Source organism: Caldinitratiruptor microaerophilus (genome assembly GCF_025999835.1).
GTDB lineage: Bacteria > Bacillota > Sulfobacillia > Symbiobacteriales > ZC4RG38 > Caldinitratiruptor > Caldinitratiruptor microaerophilus.
The window spans coordinates 2,717,860-2,744,486 of the sequence record NZ_AP025628.1 but is presented as its reverse complement, the minus strand read 5'-3'; the positions used below and the strand labels follow the sequence as shown (position 1 = coordinate 2,744,486).

Annotated in this window: 25 protein-coding genes; 18 read left to right on the top strand and 7 right to left on the bottom strand. The window is 72.8% G+C overall.

Annotation, left to right across the window (positions count from 1 at the left end; all coding sequences use genetic code 11):
- Positions 1-87: 87 nt before the first annotated feature.
- From caldi_RS13320 to caldi_RS13305, 4 genes are all read right to left on the bottom strand, one after another.
- Positions 88-873: an ABC transporter permease gene (locus caldi_RS13320; RefSeq protein WP_264842236.1), complete on the bottom strand. Its 786-nt coding sequence runs from the start codon at positions 871-873 to the stop codon at positions 88-90.
- 4 nt (positions 874-877) lie between these two features.
- The gene (locus caldi_RS13315) at positions 878-1,864 is read right to left on the bottom strand and encodes an ATP-binding cassette domain-containing protein (protein ID WP_264842235.1); all 987 of its coding nucleotides are present in this window, start codon (positions 1,862-1,864) and stop codon (positions 878-880) included.
- Positions 1,861-2,340, bottom strand: coding sequence for a MarR family winged helix-turn-helix transcriptional regulator (locus caldi_RS13310; RefSeq protein ID WP_264842234.1), 480 nt, complete (start codon positions 2,338-2,340; stop codon positions 1,861-1,863). The genes caldi_RS13315 and caldi_RS13310 overlap by 4 nt, the downstream gene beginning before the upstream one ends.
- A gap of 129 nt (positions 2,341-2,469) precedes the next feature.
- Entirely contained in the window at positions 2,470-4,110 is a 1,641-nt protein-coding gene (locus caldi_RS13305) for a long-chain-fatty-acid--CoA ligase (RefSeq protein WP_264842233.1), read from the bottom strand.
- A gap of 150 nt (positions 4,111-4,260) precedes the next feature.
- On the opposite strand from caldi_RS13305, the gene caldi_RS13300 reads away from it, so the two are divergent.
- The 10 genes from caldi_RS13300 to caldi_RS13255 all read left to right on the top strand — a co-directional run bounded on the left by caldi_RS13300 (position 4,261) and on the right by caldi_RS13255 (position 13,194).
- The gene (locus tag caldi_RS13300) at positions 4,261-5,556 is read left to right on the top strand and encodes a hypothetical protein (RefSeq protein ID WP_264842232.1); all 1,296 of its coding nucleotides are present in this window, start codon (positions 4,261-4,263) and stop codon (positions 5,554-5,556) included.
- Positions 5,557-5,651: 95 nt separating this feature from the next.
- Positions 5,652-6,359 carry a B3/B4 domain-containing protein gene (locus caldi_RS13295; protein WP_264842231.1) on the top strand — a complete coding sequence of 236 codons (708 nt, stop codon included), beginning with the start codon at positions 5,652-5,654 and terminating at the stop codon, positions 6,357-6,359.
- 15 nt (positions 6,360-6,374) lie between these two features.
- Positions 6,375-7,187 (top strand): Asp23/Gls24 family envelope stress response protein, encoded by an 813-nt coding sequence (locus caldi_RS13290; RefSeq protein ID WP_264842230.1) that lies wholly within the window; start codon positions 6,375-6,377, stop codon positions 7,185-7,187.
- 108 nt (positions 7,188-7,295) lie between these two features.
- The gene (locus caldi_RS13285) at positions 7,296-8,231 is read left to right on the top strand and encodes a phosphate ABC transporter substrate-binding protein (protein ID WP_264842229.1); all 936 of its coding nucleotides are present in this window, start codon (positions 7,296-7,298) and stop codon (positions 8,229-8,231) included.
- Entirely contained in the window at positions 8,228-9,088 is an 861-nt protein-coding gene (locus tag caldi_RS13280) for a PstC family ABC transporter permease (RefSeq protein WP_264842228.1), read from the top strand. Before caldi_RS13285 ends, caldi_RS13280 begins: the two co-directional genes overlap by 4 nt.
- On the top strand, positions 9,085-9,972 hold the full coding sequence (gene pstA / locus caldi_RS13275) for a phosphate ABC transporter permease PstA (RefSeq protein WP_264842227.1): 888 nt from the start codon (positions 9,085-9,087) through the stop codon (positions 9,970-9,972). Before caldi_RS13280 ends, pstA begins: the two co-directional genes overlap by 4 nt.
- Positions 9,948-10,778 (top strand): phosphate ABC transporter ATP-binding protein, encoded by an 831-nt coding sequence (locus caldi_RS13270; protein WP_264842226.1) that lies wholly within the window; start codon positions 9,948-9,950, stop codon positions 10,776-10,778. Before pstA ends, caldi_RS13270 begins: the two co-directional genes overlap by 25 nt.
- A 130-nt stretch (positions 10,779-10,908) precedes the next feature.
- Complete coding sequence (locus tag caldi_RS13265) at positions 10,909-11,277, top strand: MerR family transcriptional regulator (protein WP_264842225.1); 369 nt, start codon at positions 10,909-10,911, stop codon at positions 11,275-11,277.
- A gap of 147 nt (positions 11,278-11,424) precedes the next feature.
- The gene (gene glnA, locus caldi_RS13260) at positions 11,425-12,873 is read left to right on the top strand and encodes a type I glutamate--ammonia ligase (protein WP_264842224.1); all 1,449 of its coding nucleotides are present in this window, start codon (positions 11,425-11,427) and stop codon (positions 12,871-12,873) included.
- A gap of 123 nt (positions 12,874-12,996) precedes the next feature.
- Positions 12,997-13,194, top strand: coding sequence for a hypothetical protein (locus caldi_RS13255; RefSeq protein WP_264842223.1), 198 nt, complete (start codon positions 12,997-12,999; stop codon positions 13,192-13,194).
- A gap of 12 nt (positions 13,195-13,206) precedes the next feature.
- On the opposite strand, the gene caldi_RS13250 is transcribed toward caldi_RS13255, so the two are convergent.
- Positions 13,207-14,952, bottom strand: a complete 1,746-nt coding sequence (locus caldi_RS13250; RefSeq protein WP_264842222.1) for an S-layer homology domain-containing protein — start codon at positions 14,950-14,952, stop codon at positions 13,207-13,209.
- Between the two features lie 192 nt (positions 14,953-15,144).
- Between caldi_RS13250 and rpoN the strand changes: the two genes are divergently transcribed.
- Positions 15,145-16,521: an RNA polymerase factor sigma-54 gene (gene rpoN, locus caldi_RS13245; protein WP_264842221.1), complete on the top strand. Its 1,377-nt coding sequence runs from the start codon at positions 15,145-15,147 to the stop codon at positions 16,519-16,521.
- Positions 16,522-16,595: 74 nt separating this feature from the next.
- On the opposite strand, the gene caldi_RS13240 is transcribed toward rpoN, so the two are convergent.
- Complete coding sequence (locus caldi_RS13240; protein ID WP_264842220.1) at positions 16,596-17,516, bottom strand: LysR family transcriptional regulator; 921 nt, start codon at positions 17,514-17,516, stop codon at positions 16,596-16,598.
- A gap of 387 nt (positions 17,517-17,903) precedes the next feature.
- On the opposite strand from caldi_RS13240, the gene gap reads away from it, so the two are divergent.
- From gap to eno, 7 genes are all read left to right on the top strand, one after another.
- Positions 17,904-18,914 (top strand): type I glyceraldehyde-3-phosphate dehydrogenase, encoded by a 1,011-nt coding sequence (gene gap / locus caldi_RS13235; RefSeq protein ID WP_264842219.1) that lies wholly within the window; start codon positions 17,904-17,906, stop codon positions 18,912-18,914.
- A gap of 89 nt (positions 18,915-19,003) precedes the next feature.
- Positions 19,004-20,212 carry a phosphoglycerate kinase gene (locus caldi_RS13230; RefSeq protein WP_264842218.1) on the top strand — a complete coding sequence of 403 codons (1,209 nt, stop codon included), beginning with the start codon at positions 19,004-19,006 and terminating at the stop codon, positions 20,210-20,212.
- A 15-nt stretch (positions 20,213-20,227) separates the two neighbouring features.
- Positions 20,228-21,007: a triose-phosphate isomerase gene (tpiA, locus tag caldi_RS13225; RefSeq protein ID WP_264842216.1), complete on the top strand. Its 780-nt coding sequence runs from the start codon at positions 20,228-20,230 to the stop codon at positions 21,005-21,007.
- A complete protein-coding gene (locus tag caldi_RS17815; protein ID WP_406568130.1) occupies positions 21,004-21,252 on the top strand; it encodes a helix-turn-helix transcriptional regulator in 249 nt (82 codons plus the stop codon). Before tpiA ends, caldi_RS17815 begins: the two co-directional genes overlap by 4 nt.
- A complete protein-coding gene (locus caldi_RS13220) occupies positions 21,221-21,772 on the top strand; it encodes a methylated-DNA--[protein]-cysteine S-methyltransferase (RefSeq protein ID WP_264842215.1) in 552 nt (183 codons plus the stop codon). Before caldi_RS17815 ends, caldi_RS13220 begins: the two co-directional genes overlap by 32 nt.
- A gap of 20 nt (positions 21,773-21,792) precedes the next feature.
- Entirely contained in the window at positions 21,793-23,361 is a 1,569-nt protein-coding gene (gene gpmI / locus caldi_RS13215; RefSeq protein WP_319951761.1) for a 2,3-bisphosphoglycerate-independent phosphoglycerate mutase, read from the top strand.
- The gene (gene eno, locus caldi_RS13210) at positions 23,358-24,638 is read left to right on the top strand and encodes a phosphopyruvate hydratase (protein WP_264842214.1); all 1,281 of its coding nucleotides are present in this window, start codon (positions 23,358-23,360) and stop codon (positions 24,636-24,638) included. The genes gpmI and eno overlap by 4 nt, the downstream gene beginning before the upstream one ends.
- Positions 24,639-24,657: 19 nt before the next feature.
- On the opposite strand, the gene caldi_RS13205 is transcribed toward eno, so the two are convergent.
- Entirely contained in the window at positions 24,658-26,400 is a 1,743-nt protein-coding gene (locus caldi_RS13205; RefSeq protein ID WP_264842213.1) for a methyl-accepting chemotaxis protein, read from the bottom strand.
- Between the last annotated feature and the right edge of the window lie 227 nt (positions 26,401-26,627).

Sequence of the window (26,627 nt, the reverse complement as noted above, 5' to 3'; positions counted from 1 at the left end):
TCCTGGAGCCGGGACCGCCGGTTCCGGCCCCTGCGAGCCGGTCGAAAGACAGTGTTCGCCCACCCGCCTCCGGCCTCCTGCCGCCCCTCACCCCTGGCGGCTGAACGCCCAGGACCCCATCACGAGGAGGACCAGGGCCAGGGCGGCCACCACCGCCAGGTCGAGGCCGAGCGCGAACTGGACGAGGAACGGCGCGGCGGGGGTCGCCCCGAGGAGGATCCCGCGGAGGGCGTCGACGCCGTAAGTGAGGGGGTTCACCCGCATCAGGGCGCCGAGCCAGTCGGGTACACCCCGGAGCGGGAACATGGCGCCGCTCAGGAAGAACATCGGCATGACGAGGAAGTTCATGATCATCTGGAAGCCCTCCATCGACTCCATCCGGGAGGCGATGGCGATGCCGAGCGAGCCCAGGGCCACGGCGATCAGGGCACAGGTGAGGAGGAGGGCGGCGACGGAGCCGATCGTGAGCGGCACGTGGGCCAGCGGGGCGAGGGCGAGCAGGATGGCGGCCTGGGTGGTCGAGACGGTGGCGATACCCAGCACCTTGCCCAGAGCGACAGCCCAGCGGGGCGCCGGGGCCACCAGCACCTCCCGCAGGAAGCCGAACTCCCGGTCCCAGATGATGCTGACGGCCGAGAAGACCGAGGTGAACAGGACGGACATCCCGATGATGCCCGGGTACATGAAGGTGATGTACCCCACCCCCGCCCCGGCCGGCGCCCCCCGGAAGGTCATCGCGCTGGCGATGCCGTTGCCGACCAGGAGGAGGTAGAGGAGCGGCTGCATGACCATGCCGGCGATCCGGCTGCGTTCCCGCAGGAAGCGCCGCGTCTCCCGGTACCAGATCGTGTACACGACGCGCAGGCTGTCCACGGGATCACCTCCCATGCCACATCCGGGCCCGGTGCCGGTGCCGCATGGCATCCGCAGCGCCGCCCTCCTCGTCCCGGATGGCCCGGCCGGTGAGCTTCAGGAACACGTCGTCGAGCGTCGGCTCGTGGACGAGGAGGCCGCGGATCTGCCGGTCGTAGGCCGCCGCCAGCCGGGGGAGCAGGGCGGCCGCGTCCGGCACCTCCAGGCGCAGGCCCTCCGGGTCGGGCTGCGGGCGGATCCCGAACCGCCGCTCGATGGCTTCGGACAGCGCGGCACCGTCCTCCGTCCGCAGGACGATCACCTCGCCCCCGACCTGCCGCTTCAGTGCCGCCGGCGTGTCCAGCGCGACGATCCGTCCGTGGTCGATGATGGCGATCCGGTCGCAGTGCTCGGCCTCGTCCATGTAGTGGGTCGTCATGAAGACGGTGACGCCTTCCTGGTCGCGCAGCCGGTGGACGTGCTCCCAGATGGCGGCGCGGGTCTGGGGGTCGAGGCCCACCGTCGGCTCGTCCAGGAACAGCACGCGCGGGCGGTGGAGGAAGCCCCGGGCGATCTCCAGCCGCCGCTTCATCCCGCCGGAGAAGGTGCGGACGATCGAGTGACGCCGGTCCTCCAGCCCGACCATCCGCAGGACCTGATCGATCCGTTCCCGGAGCCGGGCGCCGGTCACCCCGTACAGCATGCCGTGGATGTAGAGGTTCTCCTGGGCCGTCAGCCGGATGTCCAGGGTCGGGTCCTGGAAGACCAGGCCGATGGCGCGGCGGACGGCGACCGGCTCCCTGACCACGTCGTGCCCGGCGAGAAGGGCGCGGCCGGAGGTGGGCCGCAGCAGGGTCGCCAGGATGTTGATGGTGGTGGACTTCCCTGCCCCGTTGGGCCCCAGGAAGCCGAAGATCTCACCCTCGCGGACCTCGAAGCTCACCCCCCGGACCGCCTCGAGGGAGCCGAAGCGCCTCACCAGGTCCTCGACCTCGATCACGGGGCGTGTCACCCGGCGCCACCCCCTTCCCGCTCCGCCCCCGCCCCGCCCTGCCGCTCGGCGCTCAACGCCGCGCGCAGGGCGCGCAGGCCGTCGAGCAGGTGCTCCGCCCGATCCTCCGGCAGCGACCGCACGGTCGCGGCGAGGAAGGCCCGGTACGTCTCCTGCCACCGGCCCCGGAGGCGCGCCCCCTCGTCGGTCAGGAAGAGCCGGACCAGCCGCTGGTCGTGCGGGTCGGGCTCTTTGCGCAGGATCCCCTCGCCCTGCAGCTGCTCGGCCAGGATGGAGACGTGGCTCTTGGCCATCCCGAGCCGGCGGCTGAGCTCGTTCACCGTCACCCCCGGGCACATCGCCACGTGCCGCACCACGGGGGCCCAGCTCGGCGAGTGCGGAAGTCCCTGCTCTTGCAGGAATCGGGCCATCCGCTCCCGGACCAGGCGGTTGACCTCCCGCAGCAGGTCCACGATCTCCTCGGCGTACGTGGACACGGCAGCCCCCCGTTCGATGGAGAACGTTCGCTTTCGAACAGAGTATAATGCGCGCCGCGCTCGCGCACAAGAAGGCGCGGCCCGCCAGGACAGCCCGGGGCCGCGCCGGCATGCCTCGCCGATACGCCCTCAGTTGATCCGCTTCTCGTACCCTGCCCACTCCCGCTCCCGCAGGACGAACTTCTGGATCTTGCCGGTCGACGTCTTGGGCAGCTCGCCGAACTCCACGGCCTTGGGGCACTTGAAGTGGGCGATGCGCTCCCGGCAGAACGCGATGATCTCCTCGGCCGTGGCGGTGGCCCCCGGGCGAAGGGTGACGAAGGCCTTGGGGACCTCGCCCCACTTGGGGTCCGGGATGCCGACGACGGCGACCTCGAGCACCGCCGGGTGCTCGGCGATCACCTTCTCCACCTCCTGGGTGGAGATGTTCTCGCCTCCCGAGATGATGATGTCCTTCGCCCGGTCCTTGAGTTCGATGTACCCGTCCGGGTGCCACACGGCCAGGTCGCCGGTGTGGAACCAGCCGCCAGCGAAGGCCTTCTCGGTGGCGTCGGGGTTCTCGAAGTAGCCGAGCATGACCCCGTTGCCCCGCAGCCAGACCTCGCCGATCGTCTGCCCGTCCCTCGGCACGTCCTGCCCGGTCTTGGGGTCCACCACCCGGTGCTCCCCCAGGGCGATGTAGGGCACCCCCTGCCGCGCCTTGAGCCGGGCGCGCTCCTCCAGCGGCAGCTCGTCCCACTCGGCGTGCCACTCGCAGATCGTGAACGGGCCGTACACCTCGGTCAGGCCGTACACGTGGGTGATCTGGGCGCCGAGCCGCTCCATGGTGCGGATGATCTGGGGCGAGGGCGGGGCCGCCGCGGTGATGATCCGGACCGGGTGGGGCAGCCGGGCCCCCTGGCTCTCGAGGTGGGTGGCCAGGCCGGTGAGCACCGTGGGGGCGCCGCAGAAGTGGGTCACGCCCTCGCTCTCGATGAGCCGCTGCACGTCCGCCGGCACCACCTTGCGCAGCAGCACGTGGGTGGCCCCGATGGCCGTCACCGCCCAGGGGAAGCACCAGCCGTTGCAGTGGAACATCGGCAGGGTCCACAGGTACACGCTCCCGGGGGTGAGGCCGGTCTCGATGATCTCCGCCAGCGCGTTCAGGTACGCCCCCCGGTGGTGGTAGACCACGCCCTTGGGCTTGCCCGTGGTCCCGCTCGTGTAGTTGATGGTGATCATGTCCCGCTCGTCGAGGTCGGGCGGCTGCACGTCGCCCGCCGGGGCGGCGGCGAGGAAGGCCTCGTAGGTCGTGTCGGGGCCGGCGGGGGGCTCCGCGGGATCGCCGGGGTTGCCGGAGGAGCCGGGCTGGCCGGGCAGGGGGTCGACGACGATCCGCTCGAGGGCCGGCAGCCGGTGCCGGATCGGTTCCACGAGGTGGAGGAGGTCGGCGTCGGCGATGAGGACCCGGGCCCCCGAGTGGGCCAGGATGTACTCGATCTCCCCCGGGCTCAGCCGGGTGTTGATCGCCACGAGCACGCCGCCCGCCAGCGGCACCCCGAAGTGCGCCTCCAGGATCGGGGGCGTGTTGGGGCAGAGGACGGCGACGCGGTCGTCCTTCCGGATGCCGGCCTGCCGGAGGGCTGCGGCCAGCCGGTGCACCCGCTCGCGCAGGTGCCGGTAGGTGTACCGCCGCTCCCCGTAGACGACCGCGGTCCGCTCCGGAAACACCAGGGCGGTGCGGTCCAGGAAGGTGATCGGGGTGAGCGGCGCGAAGTTGACGCTGTACACGGATCACGGCCCCCCGCTCTCGATTTGGCACCTTTTTTCGATGTGCACCGCCCGAATCCTGTCGGGTTGCCGGGCGCCGGGACGTGTGACCGGGGGCACCGAGGTCTTACGGCGCTTCGGTTACGATGGTGCACGGGAGGTGGAACCCCGTTGGATCGGAGGGCCGGAGCGTTCATCCCCGCCGCGGCCGCCTGGCTGGTGACGGGCGCCGTCCTCGGGCTGCTGATGGCTGCCTGGCCGGGCGCCTGGCTGCGGCTCAAGCCCGCCCACGTGGCGGTCGTCACGGTGGGCTGGATGACGATGCTGATGTTCGCCATGACGCTCCTGGTGATCCCGGTGTTCATCCGCCGCCAGGTCGTGCAGGGGCCGTGGGTACCTGCCCAGTGGCTCGCCGCCAACGCCGGGGTAGCGGCGGTCTTCGCCGGCCACGCGGCAGGCAGCCCTCGCGCCGTCGTGGCCGGCTGGGTGCTCCTGGCGGCGGCCGGCGTGCTGTTTCTCCTCAACATCGTCCTCTCCGCGAGGCGGGGCGCCGCCGCTGCGGACGGGGAGGAACGCGCCCGGCGCCTGGCCCACCCCGCGCTCGACCCGGAGGCGATGCGGGCGGTCGACCGGCTGGCCCGGCGTTACACGGAGACGAGCGTGCTGCTCCTCGTCGCCGGCGGGGCCCTCATGGCCCTGGCCTGGGCGGGACGCGCCGGCGCCGGGGGCGACGCGGCGGGCGGCTACCTCCTCCGCTACGGCTGGATGAGCCTGCTGGCCTGGGGCACGGCGTACCACATGCTGCCCCGCTGGAGCGGGGTCCTGCCCCGGAGCCTGGCGGCCGTCCGCTGGCAGCTCGTCCTGGCGGTAGCGGGCACGCTCGTGGCGGCCGCGGGCGCGCTCGGCGGCTGGGGCCTCGCCGTCCGGACCGGGGTGACGCTGATCGCGGCGGCGGCCCTGGTGTTCTCCGCGAACGTGTGGGGCTGCATGTTCCATCCGCTGCCGGACCGGGGAGTGTCCCGCGGCCGCACGACGAGCGGCGCCTTCATCGCGGCGAGCGGGCTGAGCCTGGCCGCCGCCGGCGCCGCGGGGCTCACCTGGGCCCTCGCCGGCATGCCGGCGGGCTGGTTCCTGGCGATGACCCACCTCTACCTCCTCGGCTGGCAGACCCTCCTCGCCTATGGCGTGGCCGGGTGGCTGCTGCCGCTCCTGGCCGGGGTCCCGTTCGCCCGGCCGGGGCTCTACCGCGCCCAGCTGGCCCTGGCCCTCCCCGGGGTGGCGGGCGTGGCGGCCACGTTCCTCCTCAGGGACCGGTTCCCGGCGTGGCCCTGGCCGGCGATCTTCGGCTCCTTCGCCACCCTGTGCGCCCTGGCGGCGATCCTGTTCGCGGTGAACCTCGTCCTGACCGTCATGCCCGTCCTGGGAGGTCGCGGCCGGGCGGCCGCGGCGCCGTCGCTCGTCCGATAACAGAGGCGTTGGCCCTACGTCCCCGGCGGGAGATCCTCAGTGAGAGGAAAGGTGGTGCCGGCCGCGGAAGTACCATCGACCGGGGGTGAAGGGGCTTGTCGGGTGAGCACGGAGGGCTACCGGCGCAGCTCCCGTTCGACATCCGCATCGGGGACGACCTCTCGGCCGTCGCGCCCGGCGTGGCGATCGGCGCGCTCCTGTTCGAGGGCGTACAGGCCGGCCCGGCCGGGCCGGAGCTGACGGAGGCGCTCGCCCGCGAGGCGGCGGAGGCGGCGGCGCGGCTCGGCGAGGGTGGCGTGACCGCGCTGCCCGGCGTCGCCGGCTGGCGCCGGGTGCTCAAGGCGCTGGGTACCGACCCGGCGCGCTACCGCCCGTCGAGCGAGGCCCTGCTGCGGCGGGCGGTCCAGGGGAAGCCCCTGCCCGCCGTGAACGCGGTGGTCGACGTGAACAACCTCGTCTCCCTCCGGTCCGGACTGCCGATCGGCCTCTACGACGCCGACCGCCTCCAGGGCCCGGTGCTCACGTTCGGCGCGGGCCGGCCCGGCGAGGTGTACCTGGCGCTGTCCGGGCGGGAGATCGAGACGGCCGGGAAGCCCGTCCTGCGGGATGGCGCCGGGGTGTGCGGCGGACCCCTCACGGACTCCGAACGGACGAAGGTGACAGAGGGCACCCGGCGGGCGCTCATGCTCCTCTACGCCCCTCCCGGGTTCCCGGCGGCGGACCTGGAGGCGGCAGTGGACCAGGCGGCCGCTCTCATGGTCCGCCACGCCGGCGGCCGCGTGGCCGCGCGCCGGCGCGTCTGAGGGGAAGGTGGACCCGTGGAGGTCATCGCCTTCGTGGGGCCGCCGGGGAGCGGCAAGAGCCACCGCGCCTCGCTCGTCGCTGACCAGTACGGCTGCGACCTCATCATCGACGACGGTCTGATCATCCAGGAGGGCAAGATCCTGGCCGGGTCGTCCGCCAAGCGGGCGGACACCCGGGTCGGCGCCGTCAAGCGCGCGATCTTCCTCGACCCGGCGCACCGGGCCGAGGCCCTCGCCGCGGTGCGCCGGGCGCGCCCCCGGCGCATCCTCATCCTCGGCACCTCCGAGGACATGATCGTGCGCATCACCGACGCCCTCGACCTGCCGCGTCCGGAGACGGTGGTTCGCATCGAGGACGTCGCCTCGCCCGCCCAGATCCGGCTGGCCCGGCGCAAGCGCCGGCTGGAGGGCAAGCACGTGGTGCCGGCGCCGACGTTCGAGGTGAAGAAGACCTTCTCCGGCTACATGGTGGACCCGCTGCGCTTCCTGCTGCGCCGGCGCGAGGGGGATCCCGTCCCCGTCGAGAAGTCCGTCGTCCGCCCGACGTTCAGCTCCCTCGGGCACTTCTACATCGCCGACACGGTGCTCTCGGCGATCGCCGCCCGGGCGGCCGAGGCCGTCCCGGGGATCGCCCGGGTGCTGCGCGCCGTGGTCGAGTCCGGGGAGGAGGGCGTGCAGGTCGAGCTCGATGTGGCGCTCCGCTTCGGCTTCCCGGTCTGGGCCCCGCTCCGGCAGGCCCAGGAGGCGGTCAAGGCGCAGCTCGAGTACATGACTGCTCTCAACGTCGTGAGCGTGAACGTCCACGCCCGCCGCGTGCAGGTGGACTGAGCGGATCGGGGGTGCTGCCAGCCCGCCCCGCCTCATATGCTCTCCCGAGCGAGGCCGCCGGGGTGCGGCGGGCGCTTCGCCCGGGCCCCGGCTCGGGAGGTGTCGCGCGTGCGCCGGGCGGGACTGCCTGGCGGAGCCCGGGTGCCCGCAGCGATCCTGCTGGCCGTCCTGGCCGCGCGGATGGCTCCGGCCCGCGGCGCGGGGGCCCGCCTCGTGCCGGCGGCTCCGTCCCGGGTCGACGTGGTGGGTTCGGACACCGCGCTGCCCCTCGCCGTGCGGTGGGCGGAGGACTTCCACCGGCGCCGCCCGGACGTCCGGATCTCCGTCACGGGGGGCGGCTCGGCCGTTGGCCTGGCCTGTCTGGCGCAGGGGCTCTGCCAGGTGGCCGCCTCATCCCGGCCGGCCGCGCCGGAAGAACGGGCGCGCGCCCGGGCCGCCGGCCGGCCGCTTCGGGCCCACCCCGCCGCCCTGGACGCCGTGGCCGTGATCGTCCACCCGTCGAACCCGGTGCCGTTCCTCACCTTTCCGCAACTGCGGGCGATCTACTCGGGCCGGGTAACCAACTGGCGCCAGGTGGGGGGGCCCGACCGGCCCGTCGTCGCCCTGAGCCGCGGGGCCGGCTCCGGCACCGGCCAGATCTTCGAGGAGGCCGTCTTCGGTCCGCCGGAGACCCGCACGGGCCCCGACGGCCTCCCCCGGGCGCGCCAGGTGCCCGGCTCCGCCCTCCTCCACGACGACGTCGCGCGAACACCGGAGGCCATCGGGTACGTGGGGGTCGGTTACGTCACCCCTGCGGTCCGGGCGGTGCCCGTGGCCCGCACGCCGGCGGAATCTCCCGTGCCGCCGGCCGTTCCCCTGATCGCTGGCGGGCGCTACCCGCTCGTCCGCCCGATCCTCCTGTACACGGCGGGGGCGTCCTCCACCGCCGCCCTGGCCTTCGTCGACTACGCGCTGGGCCCCGACGGGCAGGCCCGGGTCGCCGAGGCCGGCTTCGTGCCGCTGGCGCTTCGCACTCCTGCCCGGCAGGGGGGAGGCCCGGGGTGAGGGCGGAGCGGGCCGCCGAACTGGCGGTACGGGCGTGCGGGTGGCTGGGCGCCTTCCTCCTGCTGCTCGTCCCGGCGTACCTCCTGTCGGAGAGCGCCGGGTTCCTGCGCGCGGTGGGCCTGCGGGAGTTCCTGCTGGGGACGGCCTGGGCTCCGCGGGCGCCGGTCGCCCGCTTCGGGGTGCTGCCCCTCCTCGCCGGGACGCTTCTCACCACCGGGGTGGCGATGGCCGTGGCGCTGCCCGTCGGAACCCTGGCGGCCCTCTACCTCTCCGAGGGGCCGCCTGGCCCCCTCAAGGGCGCAGGTCACGTCGCGCTGCGGACGGCCGCCGCCCTGCCGCCGGTGGTGATCGGCCTGATGGGGCGCACCTACGTGGCGCCGGCGCTGGCCGCGTTCCTGGGTCTGCCCGACGGACACACGGCCCTCGCCGCTGGCCTGTGCCTGGCCGCCGTCGTCCTCCCCACGTACACCCTGCTGGCCGCCGGCGTCCTGCGCGAGGTGCCCCAGGCCCTGCGCGAGGCGGCCGCGTCCCTGGGGGCCACGCCCTGGGAGGTGGCCGTGCGGGCGGTGCTGCCGGCGGGTGCTCCCGGCCTGCGGGCCGTCGCCGCGCTCGCCGCCGCCCGCGCGGCGGGGGAGACCATGGTCGTGCTGATGGTCGCCGGCAGCCGGCCGGATGCCCCCGGCCTCCTGCGCGGGGTGGAGCCGCTCAGCGCCGCCATCGCCTGGGAGATGGGCGAGGCGCCCGCGGGCAGCCTGCACCGCCAGTCGCTCTTCGCCCTCGGCCTCGTGCTCCTGGCCATCGGGCTCCTCCTTCACGCCGCGGCGGGCCGCTGGTGGCTCAGGAGGGAAGGCGCGTGAGACCGGGGCTCGGCGGCCGGCGGCGGGCCGGGCGGCTCGGGCAGACGGCCCTGGCCCTCGGGCTGGTGCTCTCCGCGCTCCCCGCTCTGGCCATCCTGGGGCTGCTCGTGGCCCGGGGTCTGCCCGCGGTGGACCTGGACTTCCTGGTGGGGGCTCCGGCCGACTTCCTGCGGCGGGGCGGGATCGGGCCCGCCCTGTGGGGGAGCGTCATGCTGTCCGGCGGGGCCGTGGCGGTTGCCGTCCCAGTGGGGGTGGGGGCGGCCGTCTACCTTGTCGAGTACGCCCCGCCCGGGCCCGTGACCCGGCTCCTGCGCGCCGGCGTCGCCGCCGTGGGCGCCGTGCCGGCCGCCGTCCTGGGGCTCTTCGGCATGGCGGCGGTGGTGGGGGGGCTCGGGCTGGACGTCTCGGTGCTCGCGGGCAGCCTCACCCTGGCTCTCCTGGCGCTGCCGCTCGTGGTCGCGGCGTCGGAGGAGGCCCTGCGGGCCGTCCCGGCGGAAGTGCGGGAGGCCGCCGCCGCGCTCGGGGCCACGCGCTGGCAGGTGGTGCGGCACGCCGTCCTTCCCGCCGCCGCGGGGACGATCCTCACGGGGGCGGTGCTCGCCTTCGCCCGGGTGGCGGGGGAGGTCGCGCCGCTCCTTTACACCGCCGCCGCCCTGTGGCGCCCCGGCCCGACCCTCGACCCGCGCGAGCGGACCATGGTCCTGTCCTATCACGTCTACGCCGCGGCGACCCAGGTCCCCGGCCTCCCGCAGGACCGCCTGCACGCGGCGGCGCTCGTGCTGGTGATCCTCACCGCCGGCCTGGACCTGGCGGCCACGTGGCTCGGGCGCCGGCAGGGTCGTCGGGGGGAGGGACGCCGGTGGAGCGGCGCCCGGGGCCGGTGAGGCGGGGGGAGGAGCCGCCCGCCGCGCCGGGCCGGCCCCCGGGGATCCGGGTGGTGGGGCTCAGCGTGTGGTACGGGACCGCCCGGGCGCTGCGCGGCATCTCCCTCGAGGTCGCTCCCGGGGAGATCCTGGCCCTGGTGGGGCCGTCGGGCTGCGGCAAGTCCACCCTCCTCCGCTGCCTGAACCGCCTGCACGACCTGAACCCGGCAGTCCGGGTGGCGGGCCGGGTGCTCCTGGACGGGGAGGACATCTACGCCCGCGGCGTGGACCCGGCAGCCGTGCGCCGGCGCGTCGGCATGGTCATGCAGCGGCCGGTGCCCCTGCCCGGCAGCATCGCCGACAATGTCACGTTCGGGCCGCGGCTGTGGGGAATCCGGGACCCGGAGCGCCTGCAGGCGATCGCCGAGCGGGCCCTGCGCCGCGCCGGGCTCTGGGACGAGGTCCGCCGCCGCCTCGGCCGTCCGGCCTCCGACCTGTCCGGCGGCCAGCAGCAGCGGCTGTGCCTGGCCCGTGCGCTGGCGCTCGAGCCCGAGGTACTCCTCCTGGACGAGCCCACCTCCGCCCTCGACCCGTCCTCCGCCGGGCTTCTGGAGCGCCTTCTCGCCGGGCTCCGGGGCCGGCACACCCTGGTGCTCGTCACCCACGACCTGGATCAGGCCCGCCGGCTGGCGGACCGCGTCGCGCTCCTGATCGGGGGCGAACTGGTCGAGTGTGCCGACACGGTGCGCTTCTTCGAACGCCCGGCCGACCCGCGCACCGTGCGGTTTCTTGCGGCGGCCGGGCGGCTGCGCGAGGAAAGCGACTAGGGAAGGGGGGCCATCTGTAAGGAAATCTGACAAAACCTTGACGCGGCGGGATGCGCCTCGTATAGTGGGGACGAATCGGGCCGTTGTTAACAAAGTTGACAAGGGCCGGCGTGGCGAGGAGGTCGAAGCCGTGGAACGTGAGCTCAGCACGGCGCCGGTGTACTCGATGGGGGTGGCGGAACGCCTCACCGGTCTCACGAGCCGCCAGATCCGGTACTGGGAGCAGCAGGGGCTCATCCGGCCGGCCCGGACTAAGGGGCGCCAGCGGCTCTACTCCGAGGCGGACATCGCCCTGCTGAAGGAGATCAAGCGCCTCCTGGCCGACGGCATGACGCTACAGCGGGCCAAGCACTACCTGGCCGCCCGGGAGGCCCGCCGGCGGGCCCGTGATCCGGCCGAGGCGGCCGAGCGCGTGGGGCTCGCCCCACGCGTGACCAGCCTGTACCCGCTCACCCACCGCGCCGAACTCTTGCGGCTCATCGACAGGGACCGCGACTGAACTTCGCGCGACGGAACCGGGCCTTGAGCCGGCTCCCGGCCGGCTCCTGGACCCTCATGCGACTGAATTCACAAAATGCCCCGCCGGCTTGCCGGTTCCGGCAGCGCCCTGGCGGGCCGGGGTGACCCGGGGAAAGGAGTGGCCGCCTTGACGCCCGAGGTGTTGACGCCTGGCACCTGGACTGCGGAGAAGGTCCTCGAGTTCATCCGGGAGCGCGGCATCGCCTACGTGGACTTCCGCCTCGTCGACCTGCCCGGCCAGTGGCAGCACGTGACCGTGCCGGCTGCCGAGGTCGACCTCGACACCTTCCGCCGCGGCGTCCCCTTCGACGGCTCGAGCGTGCGCGGGTTCCGGGGCATCGAGGAGTCGGACATGGTGATGATGCCCGACCCCGCCGCTGCGTTCGTGGACCCGTTCACGGCTGCCCCGACGCTGGCGATCGCCTGCGACGTGTACCTGCCGGGCGCCCGGGATCGCTACGAGCGCGATCCCCGCTTCATCGCCCAGAAGGCGGAGGCGTACCTGCGGGAGACCGGCATCGCCGACCAGTCCTGGTGGGGCCCGGAGCTCGAGTTCTTCGTGTTCGACGAGGTGCGGTTCGGGCTCGGCCCCAACGAGGCGTTCCACCTGGTCGACTCCGCCGAGGCGGCCTGGAACACCGGCCGGCCCGGGGGCAACGGGTACCAGGTCCGGCACAAGCAGGGCTACTTCCCCGTGGCGCCGACGGACACGATGACGGACCTGCGCACCGAGATGTGCGACGAACTGCAGCGGGCCGGGATCCGGGTCGAGCGCCACCACCACGAGGTGGCAACGGCCGGCCAGGCCGAGATCAACTTCGCCGCCGGATCGCTGGTGCAGACCGCCGACAACGTGATGGCGTACAAGTACATCGTCCGCAACGTGGCCCGCCGCCACGGCAAGACGGCCACCTTCATGCCCAAGCCGCTCTACGGCGACAACGGTTCCGGCATGCACGTGCACCAGTCGCTGTCGCAGAATGGCACGAACCTCTTCTGGGACGAGAACGGGTACGGCCACCTCAGCCAGCTCGCCCTGCACTACATCGGCGGCATCCTCTACCACGCCCCTGCCCTCACGGCCTTCACCAACCCCACCACGAACAGCTACCGCCGCCTGGTTCCGGGCTACGAGGCCCCCGTCAACCTCGTGTTCTCGAAGGGGAACCGGTCGGCCGCCGTGCGGATCCCGATCTCGATCGCCTCGCCCCGCTCCGCGCGCATCGAGTTCCGGACGCCCGACGCCACGGCGAACCCGTACCTGGCCTTCGCGGCGATGCTCATGGCCGGCCTGGACGGCATCATGAACGGGATCGACCCCGTCGCCCTGGGGTACGGCCCCATCGACAAGAACATCTACAAGCTGGACGGCGAGGAGCGGGCCCGCATCCGCAGCGTTCCCGCCAGCCTGGAGGAGTCCCTGCGGCACCTCGAGGAGGACCACGAGTTCCTCCTGCGGGGCGGCGTGTTCACCGAGGAGTTCCTCGAGACCTGGGTCGACCTCAAGCGAGAAGAGGCCGACGCCGTCCGGCTCCGCCCGCACCCGGCCGAGTTCGCCCTGTTCTTCGACGCCTGACGGTCGCTCATGGCCGTCCGCGCGGCAGGACCCCACCCGTCCGGTGGGGTCCTGCCGCGCGGCGCGGCTACGGGAGCGAAGCCCGCGGATACTAGGGGCAGGCCCATGTGAGGAGTGATCGCCGTGGTCCGAGGACCCGACGGCTTCCCCGGTCCGGCGCCCGAGTTCACCGGCCCGCCCGAGCGGCGGGTGCTGCCTCAGGTACCGGGTGAGTGGGAGCAGGAGCCGGAGGTCGCCGTGCCGCCGGAGGAGCGGCAGAGTCCGTACCGCACGCCGCCTCCGCGGCGGCTTCCGGAGGCCGAGCCCCAGGGTTGCGGCTGACCCGGTCCCACCCTACTGGACCCGGATCTCGACGGCGACGCCCTGCCGCACCTCGAGCTCGACGGTGGACTCCAGGTCCAGGTCGGAGAGCCGGATCCGCCGGCCGTCCTCGTCCCGGATCCCGGCGCCGGGGGCCACGAGGAAGGTCTCGGTGTCGTTCGTCACGCGGCCGCCGGCGATGAGGGCCACCGTCACGGACGAGAGGCCGCTACCCTGTGCCGTGGCGATGGAGACCAGCACGCCCCGGACCTCCCGGGTGTCGGCGCGCTCCTCGCCGTCTCCATCCGCAGCGTCGCGATCGTCCAGGACCTCGATCGCCAGCACGATCCCGTTGCGCACCTCGAGGCGGACCGTGTCGCCCTCCGCCAGGTCGTCGAACTTGATGTCGTCCCCGTTCCTGTCCCGGATGGTCGCGTCCGGCGCGACGGGCCAGGTCTCGATCCGGGAGGTCAGGTCGCCACCGGCGTCCAGGAGCCTGACCTCGATCCGGGCGGGTGAGGTGGAGGTGGCCTCGTCGACGTTCTGGATGACGCCCTTGAAGACCCCGGTCGCTTCGTCCGCCCGCTCCGTGACCTCGATCTTCACCGCCACGCCGCTCCGGACCGTGACGCGGACCTCGTCGCCCTCCCGCAGGTCGGCGAAGTCGATCTCCTCGCGGTCCGCGTCCACGATCTCCGCATCGGGGGCGACCGGGACGGTGTGGTCACGGCCGCGCGCGTCCTCGACCGTGATCGACGCCAGGCGGGTCTTCGTCGCCGGCTCCAGGTCCGTGACTGTCCCCTCCAGGGTGTCCTCGTCCCGGTTCGTCACGCCCGAGCGGGCGGCCAGGTAGAGGACCGCCGCGTCCTGGTTCAGGGCGATCACGACGTCCAGCCCGGCCTCCAGGTCGCCGAGCTCGGCGGGCTTCCCATCCACGAAGATGGCCGCGTTGCTCGCCACCTCGAGCGTCAGCTCGCCGCTTCGGGCCTCGACGGTGATGACCCCGTCACCGGCGTCCACCGCCTTGAGGGTCCCCCGGATCGTGTTCTGGCGCGCCGGGACGAGGTCGCCGAGCTGGTCGTCGGTCCGGGTGAGGAGCAGGGCCATCTCCGCCCGGGTGACCGGCTGGTTGGGCCGGAAGGTGTCGTCCGGGTAACCGAGGACGAGCCCCCGGCGGACCGCCACCGCGACATAGCCCACGTACCGGTCGGGGATCGCCGCCGCGTCGCGGAAGGTGAGGCGGGCGTCCGCGGCCTGCTCCGCCTCGTCCTCCAGGCCGAGGGCCCGCACCAGGAGCACGCTGACCCAGAGGCGGGAGGCGGGTTCGTGGGGCCGCAGCAGGCCGTCCTCCGCCACCGGCACGATCTCCTGCTTCACCGCCTCCAGCACGTAGGGGAGCGCCCAGTCGGCGATACGGTTCGCGTCGGTGAAGTACCCGGCCAGGTCGCGGGCGGTCACCCGGCCTGCGTCCTTCGCCTCGTCCTCGCGGCCCATCAGGCGGACGGCCACCACGACGGCCTCCTGGCGGGTGGTGGGCCGGTTCGGCTGGAACTGCCCCTGCCCGACGCCCTTCATCAGCCCGAACGCTGCCATCCGGGCGATGCCCGGCAGGGCCCAGTCGTAGCCGCCAAGATCGAAGAACTGCTGCATGTAGAAGCGGCCCTCATGTTTCCAGTACCCCACCGCCTTGCCCTTGGGGGCGGCCAGGGCCGGGGTGGCCATGGAGCCCAGCGCCACCGTGAGGGCCAGCACGGGGGTCAGGAGCCTCGGGAGTCGCACGGCGCTCGCCTCCTTCGCGGGTTTCCGCCAGAGGGGGTTCGTCCGCCGTGCGGCGTTTGTGGGGGTCGGGGCGGGCGCCCGCGCGCAGGCCTCGGAGGAAACCACCCGCGCCGCGGCGAATCTTCACTGGCCCGAGAATGCGCTTTACAATTGGTACGCGACAGCGGGTGAGCCGGGGGGTGTCCGCCCGCCATGCGGCTCGGGTACGAGCTTGCACTTCAGCAGCAGCAGAAGCTTCTGATGACTCCCGAGCTCCGCCAGGCCCTCGCGATCCTGCAGTTGCCGGTGGCCGAGCTCGAGCAGTACGTCCAGCAGCAGCTCCTCGAGAACCCCGTCCTGGAGGTGCGGGAGGACGGGGACGACCCGGTGCCGGGACCGGGAAGTCCGGACCTCGTACGGCAGTGGCTGGACTACCTGGGTCAGGAGCCCGAGGTCGCGCTGCCGGAGGGGACCGAGGACGAGGGGGACGGCCCTGCGGGGTTCGCCGCCCCCGCGCCGACGCTCTACGAGCACCTGCACGACCAGCTCCGGCTCCTCGACCTGCCCGCGCCGGAGCGCGCGGCGGCGCGCTTTCTCATCGACAGCCTGGACGAGAACGGCTACCTCACGCTGGACCTCGAGGAGGCGGCCGCTGCCTGCGGACAGCCGCTGCCGGTGGTTCTTCGGGCGCTGCGGACGGTGCAGGGTCTCGACCCGGTCGGGGTCGGTGCCCGGAGCCTCGAGGAGTGTCTTCTGCTGCAGTGGGAGGTCGTGGGCGACGGCAACCCGCTGGTGCCGCTCCTGATCCGCGCTCACCTGAACGACCTGGCGGCGGGCCGGATCGGCCGGATCGCCGAGGCCCTCGGTGTCACCCCCGGCGCCGTCCAGCGCGCCGCTGACGCCCTGCGCGCCCTCGACCCCAAGCCGGGGCGCCGCTTCGGCCGCCCGGGCGACACCCGCTACATCTATCCGGACGTCGTGGTGGAGCGGGTCGGCCCCGACTTCGTGGTCCTGGTCAACGAGGCGCCATCGGCCCGGCTGGTCCTGAGCCCGTCCTACCGGCGCCTGCTGGCCGCCGGGGCGGGCGTCGACCCCGAGACGCGGAGCTTCCTCGAACGCAAGCTTCACAGCGCGCTCTGGCTGCTACGGAGCATCGAACAGCGCCGGATGACCCTCCTGCGGGTCACGGAGGCGATCGTACGGCTCCAGCGCCCCTTCTTCGAGCGTGGGCCCCGGCACCTCCAGCCCCTCACGCTGCGGCAGGTCGCCGCAGAACTCGGGGTGCACGAGTCGACGGTCTCCCGGGCCACCGCCGGCAAGTACGTGCAGACCCCGCACGGCCTGTTCGAGCTGAAGTTCTTCTTCGCCAGCGGCGTCGAGAGCCACGACGGAGGGATCTCGGCCGAGAGCGTGAAGCGGCTCATCGCCGACCTCGTGGCGGCGGAGAACCCCCTGCGGCCGATGAGCGACCAGGAGATCGCCCGGGCCCTGGCGCGCCAGGGCGTCCGCATCTCCCGGCGGACGGTGGCCAAGTACCGGGAGGAGGCAGGGATCCCCTCCTCGGCCCGGCGGCGCCGTTATGAGTCGTGAGTTGTGAGTAGCGCAAGGCCCCGGCACCGCTCATCGTGCCGGGGCCTTTCCCCGCCGCCGAGCGCGGCCGGACGTCAGGCGGCCGGGGCGCCCAGGTCGATGTCCACCCCGTACATGTCCTTCAGCACGCCGAGGAAGGAACGGACGAGTCCCGACCAGACCTTCCCGCGCCGGTGGATGAGCACCGTCTCGCGGGTGAGCTTCTCCGCGTCGCGCACCCGCAGGACCGCCAGCTGGCCGAGCTTGATCTCCCGCTCGACGCACGAGCGCGGCAGCATGGTGATCCCGAGGTCGTGCATGACCATCCGCTTCGCCGCCTCGATGGAGTCGAGCTCCATGGTGACGTGCGGGACGAGGCCGGCGCTGGCCCAGAACTGCTCGACCACGCTCCAGTACCCTGAGGAGCGGTCCGGCGTGAGGAAGGGCTCGCCGGCCAGCTCCTCGAGCGTGATCTCGCCGCGTCCGGCCAGCGGATGGTCGGGGTGCGCCACGGTCACGATCGTCTCCGCGTAAAGCGGGACCGTCAGCAGTTCGGGATTCGGGGCCACGGGCGCGTGAACCAGGCCGAGCTGGACGGTGTCGTCGAGGACGAGCTGCTGGATCTGCTGGGACCGTCCGGTCCGGACCATGATCTCGACTCCCGGGTAGGCCGCCTTGTACCGGGCGAGGATCTCCGGGAGGATGTAGGTCGAGGTGGTCAGCGCCGATCCGACCGCCAGGGTTCCGCCGGTGGCGGAGACCAGGTCGGAGACGGCCTGCCGGGCTTTGCGGATGGCCTGCAGCACCCGCTCGGCGTGCGGCAGGAGCGCCCGGCCGGCGTCGGTCAGCCGGACGCCGCGGGGCCTGCGCTCGAAGAGAACCTGTCCCAGCTCCTTTTCCAGTGACTGGATGCGGGCGGTCACCGAGGGCTGGGTTAGGTAGAGGCGCTCCGCGGCGCGGTTGAAGCTGCCGGTCTGTGCGATCCACCAGAACGCCTCGAGTTCCTGAACGTCCATCTCCTTGTCCCCCCTACCCGCTGCACGCGATTCTGTCTATGCCCTTTCACCTTACGATAGAGGACGTGCCCGTCGAATCAGACGAAGGTCCAGGGGGTACGTAGGACTTTTGTCGGATAACTGCGAATCCCCGGCGCCGACCGAGCCTGGAAGAGCGGCGACAGGGCTTGCCTGGTCCCCTGGGACCTGCCTTCCTCCCCGGCCCGGCCGCCGGCCCAGCCATAGAAAAGTTCGCGGTCTTTCCCCTGTCACTATAGATTTCGCTGAATCCGCTGTCAACGTCCGGGCGCCGGCGGCGCGTCCGCTTTTTCGGCCCTCGCGGGCACAATGACGGTGCGACGGTGCCGGGCGGCGGCCGCGCCCGCTGCCGGCGAAGGAGGAAGCGCCATGCCTGTTCGCGTGGGGATCAACGGCTTCGGCAGCATCGGCCGGCGATTCTTCCGGATCGCCTGGGACCGGCCGGACATCGAGGTGGTGGCGATCAACGACCTGACCACCCCCCAGACGCTCGCGCACCTGCTCCAGTACGACTCGAACTACGGTACCTGGCACGTGCCCGTGGAGGCGGGCGAGGGCGAACTGCGGGTGCAGGGGCGCCCCATCCGCGTGCTGGCCGAGAAGGAGCCGGGGCGGCTGCCGTGGCGCGAGCTCGGGGTGGAGGTCGTCGTCGAGGCCACCGGCCGTTTCACTGACGCCACGCTCGCCCGGGCGCACCTGGACGGCGGGGGCGCGAAGAAGGTCATCATCTCGGCGCCCGCCAAGAACGAGGACGTGACGGTGGTCATGGGGGTCAACCACCACAGCTACGACCCTGCTCGCCACCACGTGATCTCCAACGCCTCCTGCACGACGAACTGCCTGGCGCCGGTCGTGCACGTCCTGCACCGGGAGTTCGGGGTCGAGCACGGCCTCATGAATACCGTGCACGCCTACACCAACGACCAGGTCGTCCTGGACTACCCGCACCGGGACCTGCGCCGAGGCCGGGCGGCGGCGCTGTCGATCATCCCGACGACCACGGGCGCCGCCCGGGCGGTCGCCCTCGTCATCCCCGAGCTCAAGGGGAAGCTCAACGGCTTCGCCCTGCGGGTACCGGTGCCGGTGGTCAGCATCGTCGACTTCACCTGCCGGGTGCGCCGCAAGGTGACCGCCGACGGGGTGAACGAGCGGCTGCGCGCCGCCGCGGAAGGGGATCTCCGGGGCATCCTCGGCTTCAGCGACCGGCCGCTGGTGTCGGTCGACTACAAGGGCGACCCGCGGTCCTCGATCGTGGATGGCCTGTCGACCCTGGTCCAGGGCGACGATCTTGTGAAGGTGGTCGCCTGGTACGATAATGAGTGGGGATATTCCAGCCGGCTGGCAGATCTGGTGACGTACATCGCCACGCGGGGTTTGTGACCGGGAGACAGCGGGTGGCGAGTCGTGCCTCCGGGCGGGCCGCGTCCCGGAGCGCGCGGGTCGCCGCCTGTCAGCAAGGGGGATCGCGCGTGCCGCTCAAGACCGTGCGCGACGTGGACGTGACGGGGCGGCGTGTCCTCGTCCGCGTCGACTTCAACGTGCCCCTCTCGCCCGACGGCGAGATCACCGACGACACCCGTATCCGGGCCGCCCTGCCGACCATCCGCTACCTCGTGGACCAGGGCGCCCGGGTGGTGCTCTGCAGCCACCTCGGGCGCCCGAAGGGCAAGGTGGACCCGCGCTACAGCCTGAAGCCCTGCGCGGTGCGGCTGGGGCAGCTCATTGGGCGAGAGGTGCGGATCGCCGAGGACGTGACCGGGCCCTCGGCCCGCGCCCTGGGCGCCCGGCTCCGGAACGGGGACGTCATGCTCCTGGAGAACCTGCGCTTCGATCCCCGGGAGGAGGCGAACGACCCCGGCTTTGCCCGGGAACTCGCCGACCTGGCCGACCTCTACGTGAACGACGCGTTCGGGACGGCTCACCGGGCGCACGCGTCGACCGCGGGCGTGGCGGCGTACCTCCCCGCCGTGGCGGGCTTCCTCCTGCAGAAGGAAGTCGACGTCATGGGCAAGGCCCTCGCCAACCCCGACCGGCCGTTCCTCGCCATCCTCGGCGGGGCCAAGGTGTCCGACAAGATCGGGGTGATCGAGAACCTCCTCGGCAAGGTCGACCGGCTGCTGATCGGCGGCGGGATGGCCAACACGTTCCTGCGGGCGCTCGGCCACGGCACGGGGAAGTCGCTCGTGGAGGAGGACAAGGTCGACCAGGCCCGCAAGCTCCTCGAAAAGGCGAAGGAGCGGGGCGTCGACCTGTGGCTGCCGGAGGACCTGGTGGTGGCGACGGCCCTGGACCCGAACGCCGAACACCGCATCGTGAAGAAGGAAGAGATCCCCGATGGCTGGATGGCGGTGGACATCGGGCCGGACACGGCGCGCCGCTTCGCCGGCGCGATCCGGCAGTCGATGACCGTCGTCTGGAACGGGCCCATGGGCGTGTTCGAGGTCGAGCCGTTCAGCCGCGGCACCTTCGCCGTAGCCGAAGCCGTGGCCGGCTCGCCGGGGCTCACCATCGTCGGCGGCGGCGACTCGGTGGCCGCCGTGCACGCGGCCGGGGTGGCCGACCGCATCACCCACATCTCGACGGGCGGCGGCGCCACCCTGGAGTTCCTGGAGGGGCGCGAGCTGCCCGGCGTGGCGGTCCTGGAGACCAAGCCCGACGTGACCCCGCCCGCCGGGTAGGAAGGAGCCCCGCCCATGCGCACGCCCCTCATCGCCGCCAACTGGAAGATGCACAAGACCGTGGCCGAGGCCCGGTCGTTCGTCGAGGCGTTCCTTCCGGCCGTCCGGGGCCTGGAGGGGGCCGACATCGCCCTCTGCCCGCCCTTCACTGCCCTGGCGGCCGTTGGTCCTCTCCTCGCGGGCAGCGCGGTGGCCCTCGGGGCGCAGGACCTGTACCACGAGGACAGGGGCGCCTTCACCGGCGAGATCGCCCCGGGGATGCTGACCGAGCTCGGCGTCCGCTACGTCATCGTCGGCCACTCCGAGCGGCGGACGCTCTTCGGCGAGACCGACGAGCTCGTCCGGGCGAAGGTCGCCGCCGCCTTCCGCCACGGCCTCACCCCGATCCTGTGCGTGGGCGAGCAGCTGGCCGAGCGGGAGGCCGGCCGGACCGAGGCGGTCGTCACCCGGCAGGTGGAGGCCGCCCTCACCGGACTGGAGGCGGCACAGGTCGAGCGGCTGGTGATCGCCTACGAGCCGGTCTGGGCGATCGGCACAGGGCGCGCGGCCACCGCGGCCGACGCCGGCGCGGTGTGCCGGCTCATCCGCGACCGCATCCGCGCGGCCTTCGGCGACCGGGCCGCCAGGGGCCTCCGCATCCAGTACGGCGGCAGCGTCAAGGCGGACAACATCGCCGACTTCGCCCGCGACCCGGACATCGACGGGGCACTGGTCGGGGGCGCCTCCCTCGACCCGCAGGGCTTCGCCGCCCTGGTCCGCGCGGCCGCCGAGGCGGCCCGGGGGCGACGGGCCTGAATCACCGGCTGTTCCGGCGATGGGCCGGCGTCCCTGTGCACGAGTACATTGTGCGCCGGCGTGTGCTGCGAGCGGCCGGACTCTTGCGCGCCAGCCGCCTGTCCGTCCTGGACGTCGCCGGCGCGGTCGGGTTCGAGAGCAGTAGCGCGTTTTATTCCGCCTTCCAGCGCGTTCTCGGCGTGGCGCCCGGAGAGTACCGGAGGGGGGGTTTTCGTGACAGCGGCCGTCACGTACACCGCGTGTGAGACGTCGCTCGGCACCGTCCGGGCGGCCTGGACCGAGCGCGGGCTCGCCTGCCTGGGACTGGAGGACGAGCCCGAGGAGGCGTTCCTCGCCCGGGTGCGGGCGCGCACCGGCCGGGATGCCTTGCGGGACGACGGCCGCCGGGGAGAGCTGCACTCCCTGGTGGAGCGCTGGCTGGCGGGGCAGGAGGTGGCGGTGGACCTGGACCTGAGCGGGCTCACCCCCTTCGAGCGGGAGGTGCTCGAGTACACCCGCCGCATCCCCCGGGGACAGGTCGAGACCTACGGGGCGATCGCCCGGGCCCTGGGGCGGCCCCGGGCGGCTCGGGCCGTGGGGGCGGCGCTCGGTCGCAACCCCCTCCCGCTCCTCATCCCCTGCCACCGGGTTGTCTCGTCGGCCGGGCGCCTGCAGGGCTTCGCGTACGGCGGGCCCGCCCGCAAGGCGCAGCTCCTGCGGATGGAGGGGGCCCGTCCCCGCCTTCCGGGCGTGGCTGGTAGACCGCCGCAGCGTGGCGTACAATAGGCCCGTCGGAGGTGACCCGGTTGGCAGAGCTGCGCCGTCCGGTGGCCCTGATCGTTCTGGACGGCTGGGGCCTGAATCCCAATCCGGAAGCCAACGCGGTGGCGATGGCCCGGACCCCGAACTTCGACCGTTACTGGCAGACGTACCCGCACACGAAGCTGGAAGCCTCCGGGGAGGCGGTGGGGCTCGTCCCCGGGCAGATGGGCGACTCCAACGTGGGACACCTGAACCTCGGCGCCGGTCGGATCGTGTACCAGACGCTGGTCCGCATCCACCGCTCGATCCGCGACGGCAGCTTCTTCACCCTGCCCGTCTGGCAGGAGGTTGCCGGCCGGCTGCGGCGGAGCGGCGGGGCGCTGCACCTCCTCGGCCTGGTCTCCGACGGCGGCGTCCACAGCCACATCCATCATCTCTTCGCCCTCATCGACATGGCGCGGCAGGCGGGACTGGACCGCATCCACGTCCACGCCTTCCTCGACGGGCGGGACGTGCCGCCCACCAGCGCCCCGGGCTTCATCCAGGCCCTCGAACGCAAGCTGGAGGAGGCCGGCGCGGGGGACATCGCGAGCGTCGCCGGCCGGTACTACGCGATGGACCGCGACCGCCGCTGGGAGCGAACCCGGCAGGCCTTCGAGGCGATCTACTCCGGCCAGGGTCTCACGGCCCGCTCCGCCAGGGCCGCCGTCGAGCAGGCGTACGAGCGGGGCGAGACCGACGAGTTCGTGAAGCCCACCGTCGTCGTCGACGGCGAGGGGCGCCCCCGGGGCCCGATCCGCCCCGGCGACGCCGCCATCTTCTTCAACTTCCGGCCGGACCGGGCCCGGCAGCTGACCCGGGCCCTGTTCGAGGAGCACTTCGACGGCTTTCCGCGCCCGGCGGATTTCCGCCCCGTGCCGCTCGTGACCATGACCCAGTACGAACAGGACTTCCCCCTGCCGGTGGCGTTCGGGCCGCAGTTCATCGACATGCCCATAGGCGAGGTCGTGTCCAGGGCCGGGCTGCGCCAGCTGCGCATCGCCGAGACGGAGAAGTACGCCCACGTGACCTACTTCTTCAACGGCGGCGAGGAGCGGGTCTTCCCGGGTGAGGAGCGGGTGCTCGTGCCCTCGCCGAAGGTGGCGACCTACGACCTCAAGCCCGAGATGTCCGCCTACGAGGTGGCCGCCGAGGCCGTCCGCTGGATCGAGGAGGACCGCCTGGACTTCATGGTCCTCAACTTCGCCAACCCGGACATGGTGGGCCACACCGGGGTCCTGGAGGCGGCGATCCGGGCCTGCGAGGCCGTCGACGAGTGCCTCGGCCAGGTGGTGGAGGCCATCCGGGCGAAGGGCGGCGCCGCCCTGGTCCTGGCCGATCACGGCAACGCCGACCAGATGGTGGACTACGCTACCGGCCAGCCGCACACGAACCACACGCTGCACCCGGTGCCGTGCATCCTGGTCGACGACACCCGGAAGGACGTCCGCCTGCGCGACGGCGGCGTGCTGGCGAACGCGGCGCCGACGCTCCTCGAGGTCATCGGGCTGCCGAAGCCGCCGCAGATGGAGGCGGACTCGCTGATCGAGAAGAAGGAGGAAGGTCGCCGGTGAGCACCATCCTGACCGTCCACGCCCGGGAGATCCTCGACTCCCGGGGCAACCCCACCGTCGAGGTCGAGGTGACCCTCTCGAGCGGCGCCAGGGGCAGGGCCGCGGTCCCGTCGGGAGCGTCGACCGGCGCCCACGAGGCGATCGAGCTCCGTGACGGGGACAGGGGTCGCTACCTCGGCAAGGGCGTGCTGAAGGCGGTCCAGAACGTGAACGAGGTCATCGCCGGTGAGCTGGTCGGGATGGATGCCCTGGATCAGGCGGCGATCGACCAGACCCTGATCGAGCTGGACGGCACCCCGAACAAGGGCCGCCTGGGTGCGAACGCGATCCTCGGCGTCTCGCTGGCCGTGGCGAAGGCGGCGGCGGCCGCGGTCGACCTGCCGCTCTACCGCTACCTCGGCGGCGTCGCGGCCCGAACCCTGCCCGTGCCGATGATGAACATCCTCAACGGCGGAAAGCACGCGGACAACAACGTCGACATCCAGGAGTTCATGATCTTCCCGGCCGGCGCGCCGTCGTTCCGGGAGGCGCTGCGCTGGGGGGCCGAGGTCTTCCACACGCTCAAGAAGGTCCTGTCGGAGCGGGGCCTGAGCACGGCGGTGGGCGACGAGGGCGGCTTCGCCCCCGACCTCAAGGCCAACGCCGAGGCCGTGGAGGTCATCCTGGAGGCGATCCAGAAGGCCGGCCTGAGGCCCGGGGAGGACGTCTTCCTCTGCCTCGACCCCGCCGCCACCGAGCTGTACAGGGACGGCCGCTACCACCTCCGGGGCGAGAACCGGAGCCTCTCGCCCGAGGCGATGGTCGCCTTCTGGGAGGACTGGGTGCGGCAGTACCCCATCGTGTCGATCGAGGACGGCATGGCGGAGGACGACTGGGAGGGCTGGCGCCTCCTCACCGACCGCCTGGGCGGGAAGATCCAGCTCGTGGGCGACGACCTCTTCGTCACCAACGTGGAGCGCCTGCGCACCGGGATCGAGCGCCAGGTGGCGAACTCGATCCTGATCAAGGTGAACCAGATCGGGACGCTCACGGAAACCCTGGCGGCCATCGAGACGGCCCAGGGCGCGGGGTACACGGCGATCGTCTCGCACCGCTCGGGGGAGACGGAGGACACGACCATCGCCGACCTCGCCGTCGCCACCGGCACGGGTCAGATCAAGACCGGCGCCCCGTCCCGGACCGACCGGGTGGCCAAGTACAACCAGCTCCTCCGCATCGAGGAGGAGCTGGCCGGCTCCGCCCGCTTCGCCGGCCGGGAGGTGCTGCGGCGGCGGTAGCGCACCGGGGTCACCCTCGTCAGCGGCTGCCGTCGTCCGTCCAGCCGAGCAGTACGGCGCCGTAGCGGTGGCCTTTCACGAAGAACGGGATGGTGAGGGCCGCCGTGACGGCGCCGGTGTCGCGCGCGTAGGTCTGCACGAGGAAGTCCTGGGACCCGCCCGGGGGCTCGCGCAGGTCGCACCCGGCCCGGAGGAAGTCCTCGCGCGACGCCACGTTGGGGAGGCGCAGCGCCGCCGGCCCGAGACCCACCCGCGCCCCCCGCACCAGCACGCCCTGGTCGTGGAAGAAGCGCTTGATGCGGTTGCCCACGAGGTCCTTCTCGGGCACGCCGGTCCAGTCCTTGCAGTAGATGGAGTTGTGGATCGGGGCGTACGTGTTGAGGTCGATCACCAGGGCGAAGATGAGCTTCGGCTCCCGGCCGAGGATCTCGTCCATGTGGCGCTGCAGCGCCTCGTCGACCACGGCGTCGTACGCGGTGCTGTACTTCGGCGGGGTGAAGCCCTGGGGCGGCACCCGGCTGACGTCGAAGAGGCGGGCCAGCCGGCGGACGGCCGCCCCCTTGATCTCCGTGTAGCGCAGTTCGAGGACGGACTCCAGGGAGATCCGCCCCTGGTCGATCGCCTCCTCGAAGACCGCCCGGCAGCGCCGGTCGAGCTCCCGGGCCAGCGCCAGCGCCCGGTGGAAGATCGTTCCGGTGCGGAAGGGCCCGAGGTAGCCGTAAGCCTCCTCGGTCAGGGCCGAGAGCGTGAACGTCTCCCGGCTCACGTTCTCCGTCTCCTCCTTCACGGACCGGATGCGCCCGACGGTGTCCCGCAAGGCCTCGAACACGCTTTCCGTCGCCGCGTTCTGCTCTTCGACCGCCGACGCGATGTCCTGCATGTGCCCCGCGGTCTCCCGTGCCAGACGGTCGATGGCCTCCAGTGCCGCCCCGGCTGCCTCCGCCCGGCCGGCCCCCTCGCGGGCCTGCTCCACCGCCTCCCGGATGAGCTGCTGAGAGGGCTCCAGCTCGGTCCGGATGGCCTGCACCAGCCCGCCGATCTCCCGCGCCCGCTTTGCCGTGCCCTCGGCCAGCTTGCGCACCTCGTCGGCGACCACGGCGAACCCGCGTCCGTGGACGCCGGCCCGAGCCGCCTCGATGGCGGCGTTGAGCGCTAGGAGCTTGGTCTGGGCGGCGATGCTTTCGATCACCCCGCTCACCTGGGTGATCTCGCGCATGCGTTCCACGAGCTGGCCCAGCCGTTCCGCCATGGCCTGGCTCTGGTCGCGCAGGCGCCGGATGGCCGCCAGGGCCTCGGCCGTGATCTGGCGCCCCTCACCCGTCATCCGCTCGACCTGCGCCGCCAGGCCTGCCGCCTCCGTGGCCGCCCGGGCGACCTGATCGGCGCCGCCCTGCACCTGCCGGGTCGACTCGGCGAGGGTCTCCACGCTGCGGTGGACCTCCTCCATGTGGCCGGCGACCGTCCGGATGCGGACCGAACTCCGGGCAGCGCCCACCGCCGCACGGGAGATCACCCCCTCGAGCCCGACCAGGGAGGCCCGCAGCTGCGCCCGGAAGTCCTGCAAGATCCGGGAGATCCGCTCGAGTTCCGGGCCCTGCAGCGCCGGCCCCTGCCCATCCAGCTGTGCGAGCTGGGCCAGGGCGTTCTCGACCGACCGCACCAGGGTGGCAAGAGCCGCTCCCTCCGGGCCCGGTTCCCCGCTGCTGGACGGTACCTGCTCTGCTGCGCCCTCCGACCGCAGTTCGGCAACGTTCCGCAACATGACCCTCTCCCCCCTGCTCGCGCCGATTTCATTGTTTATGCCGAAGCCGTACGGACCTGGATGGTAGGACGAATTATTCATCTCCGGGCGTGGGTCCTGCACCGCCGCCGGAACGGGGGAAAATCGGCGGCGAGCGGGGGAGTTTGGAGCGTCAGAGGGGAGGCCCCGGGGCGCTGTTGTGGCAAGCCTGGGCCTGTGCTACAATGGCCGCTGCTTGAGCACGCGAT

Excerpts from the sequence above, each read along its gene's own strand:
- tpiA (WP_264842216.1), top strand. The coding sequence starts at position 20,228 with ATGCGCACGCCCCTCATCGCCGCCAACTGGAAGATGCACAAGACCGTG.
- gap (WP_264842219.1), top strand. The coding sequence starts at position 17,904 with ATGCCTGTTCGCGTGGGGATCAACGGCTTCGGCAGCATCGGCCGGCGA.
- rpoN (WP_264842221.1), top strand. The coding sequence starts at position 15,145 with ATGCGGCTCGGGTACGAGCTTGCACTTCAGCAGCAGCAGAAGCTTCTG.
- caldi_RS13205 (WP_264842213.1), bottom strand. The coding sequence starts at position 26,400 with ATGTTGCGGAACGTTGCCGAACTGCGGTCGGAGGGCGCAGCAGAGCAG.
- caldi_RS13240 (WP_264842220.1), bottom strand. The coding sequence starts at position 17,516 with ATGGACGTTCAGGAACTCGAGGCGTTCTGGTGGATCGCACAGACCGGC.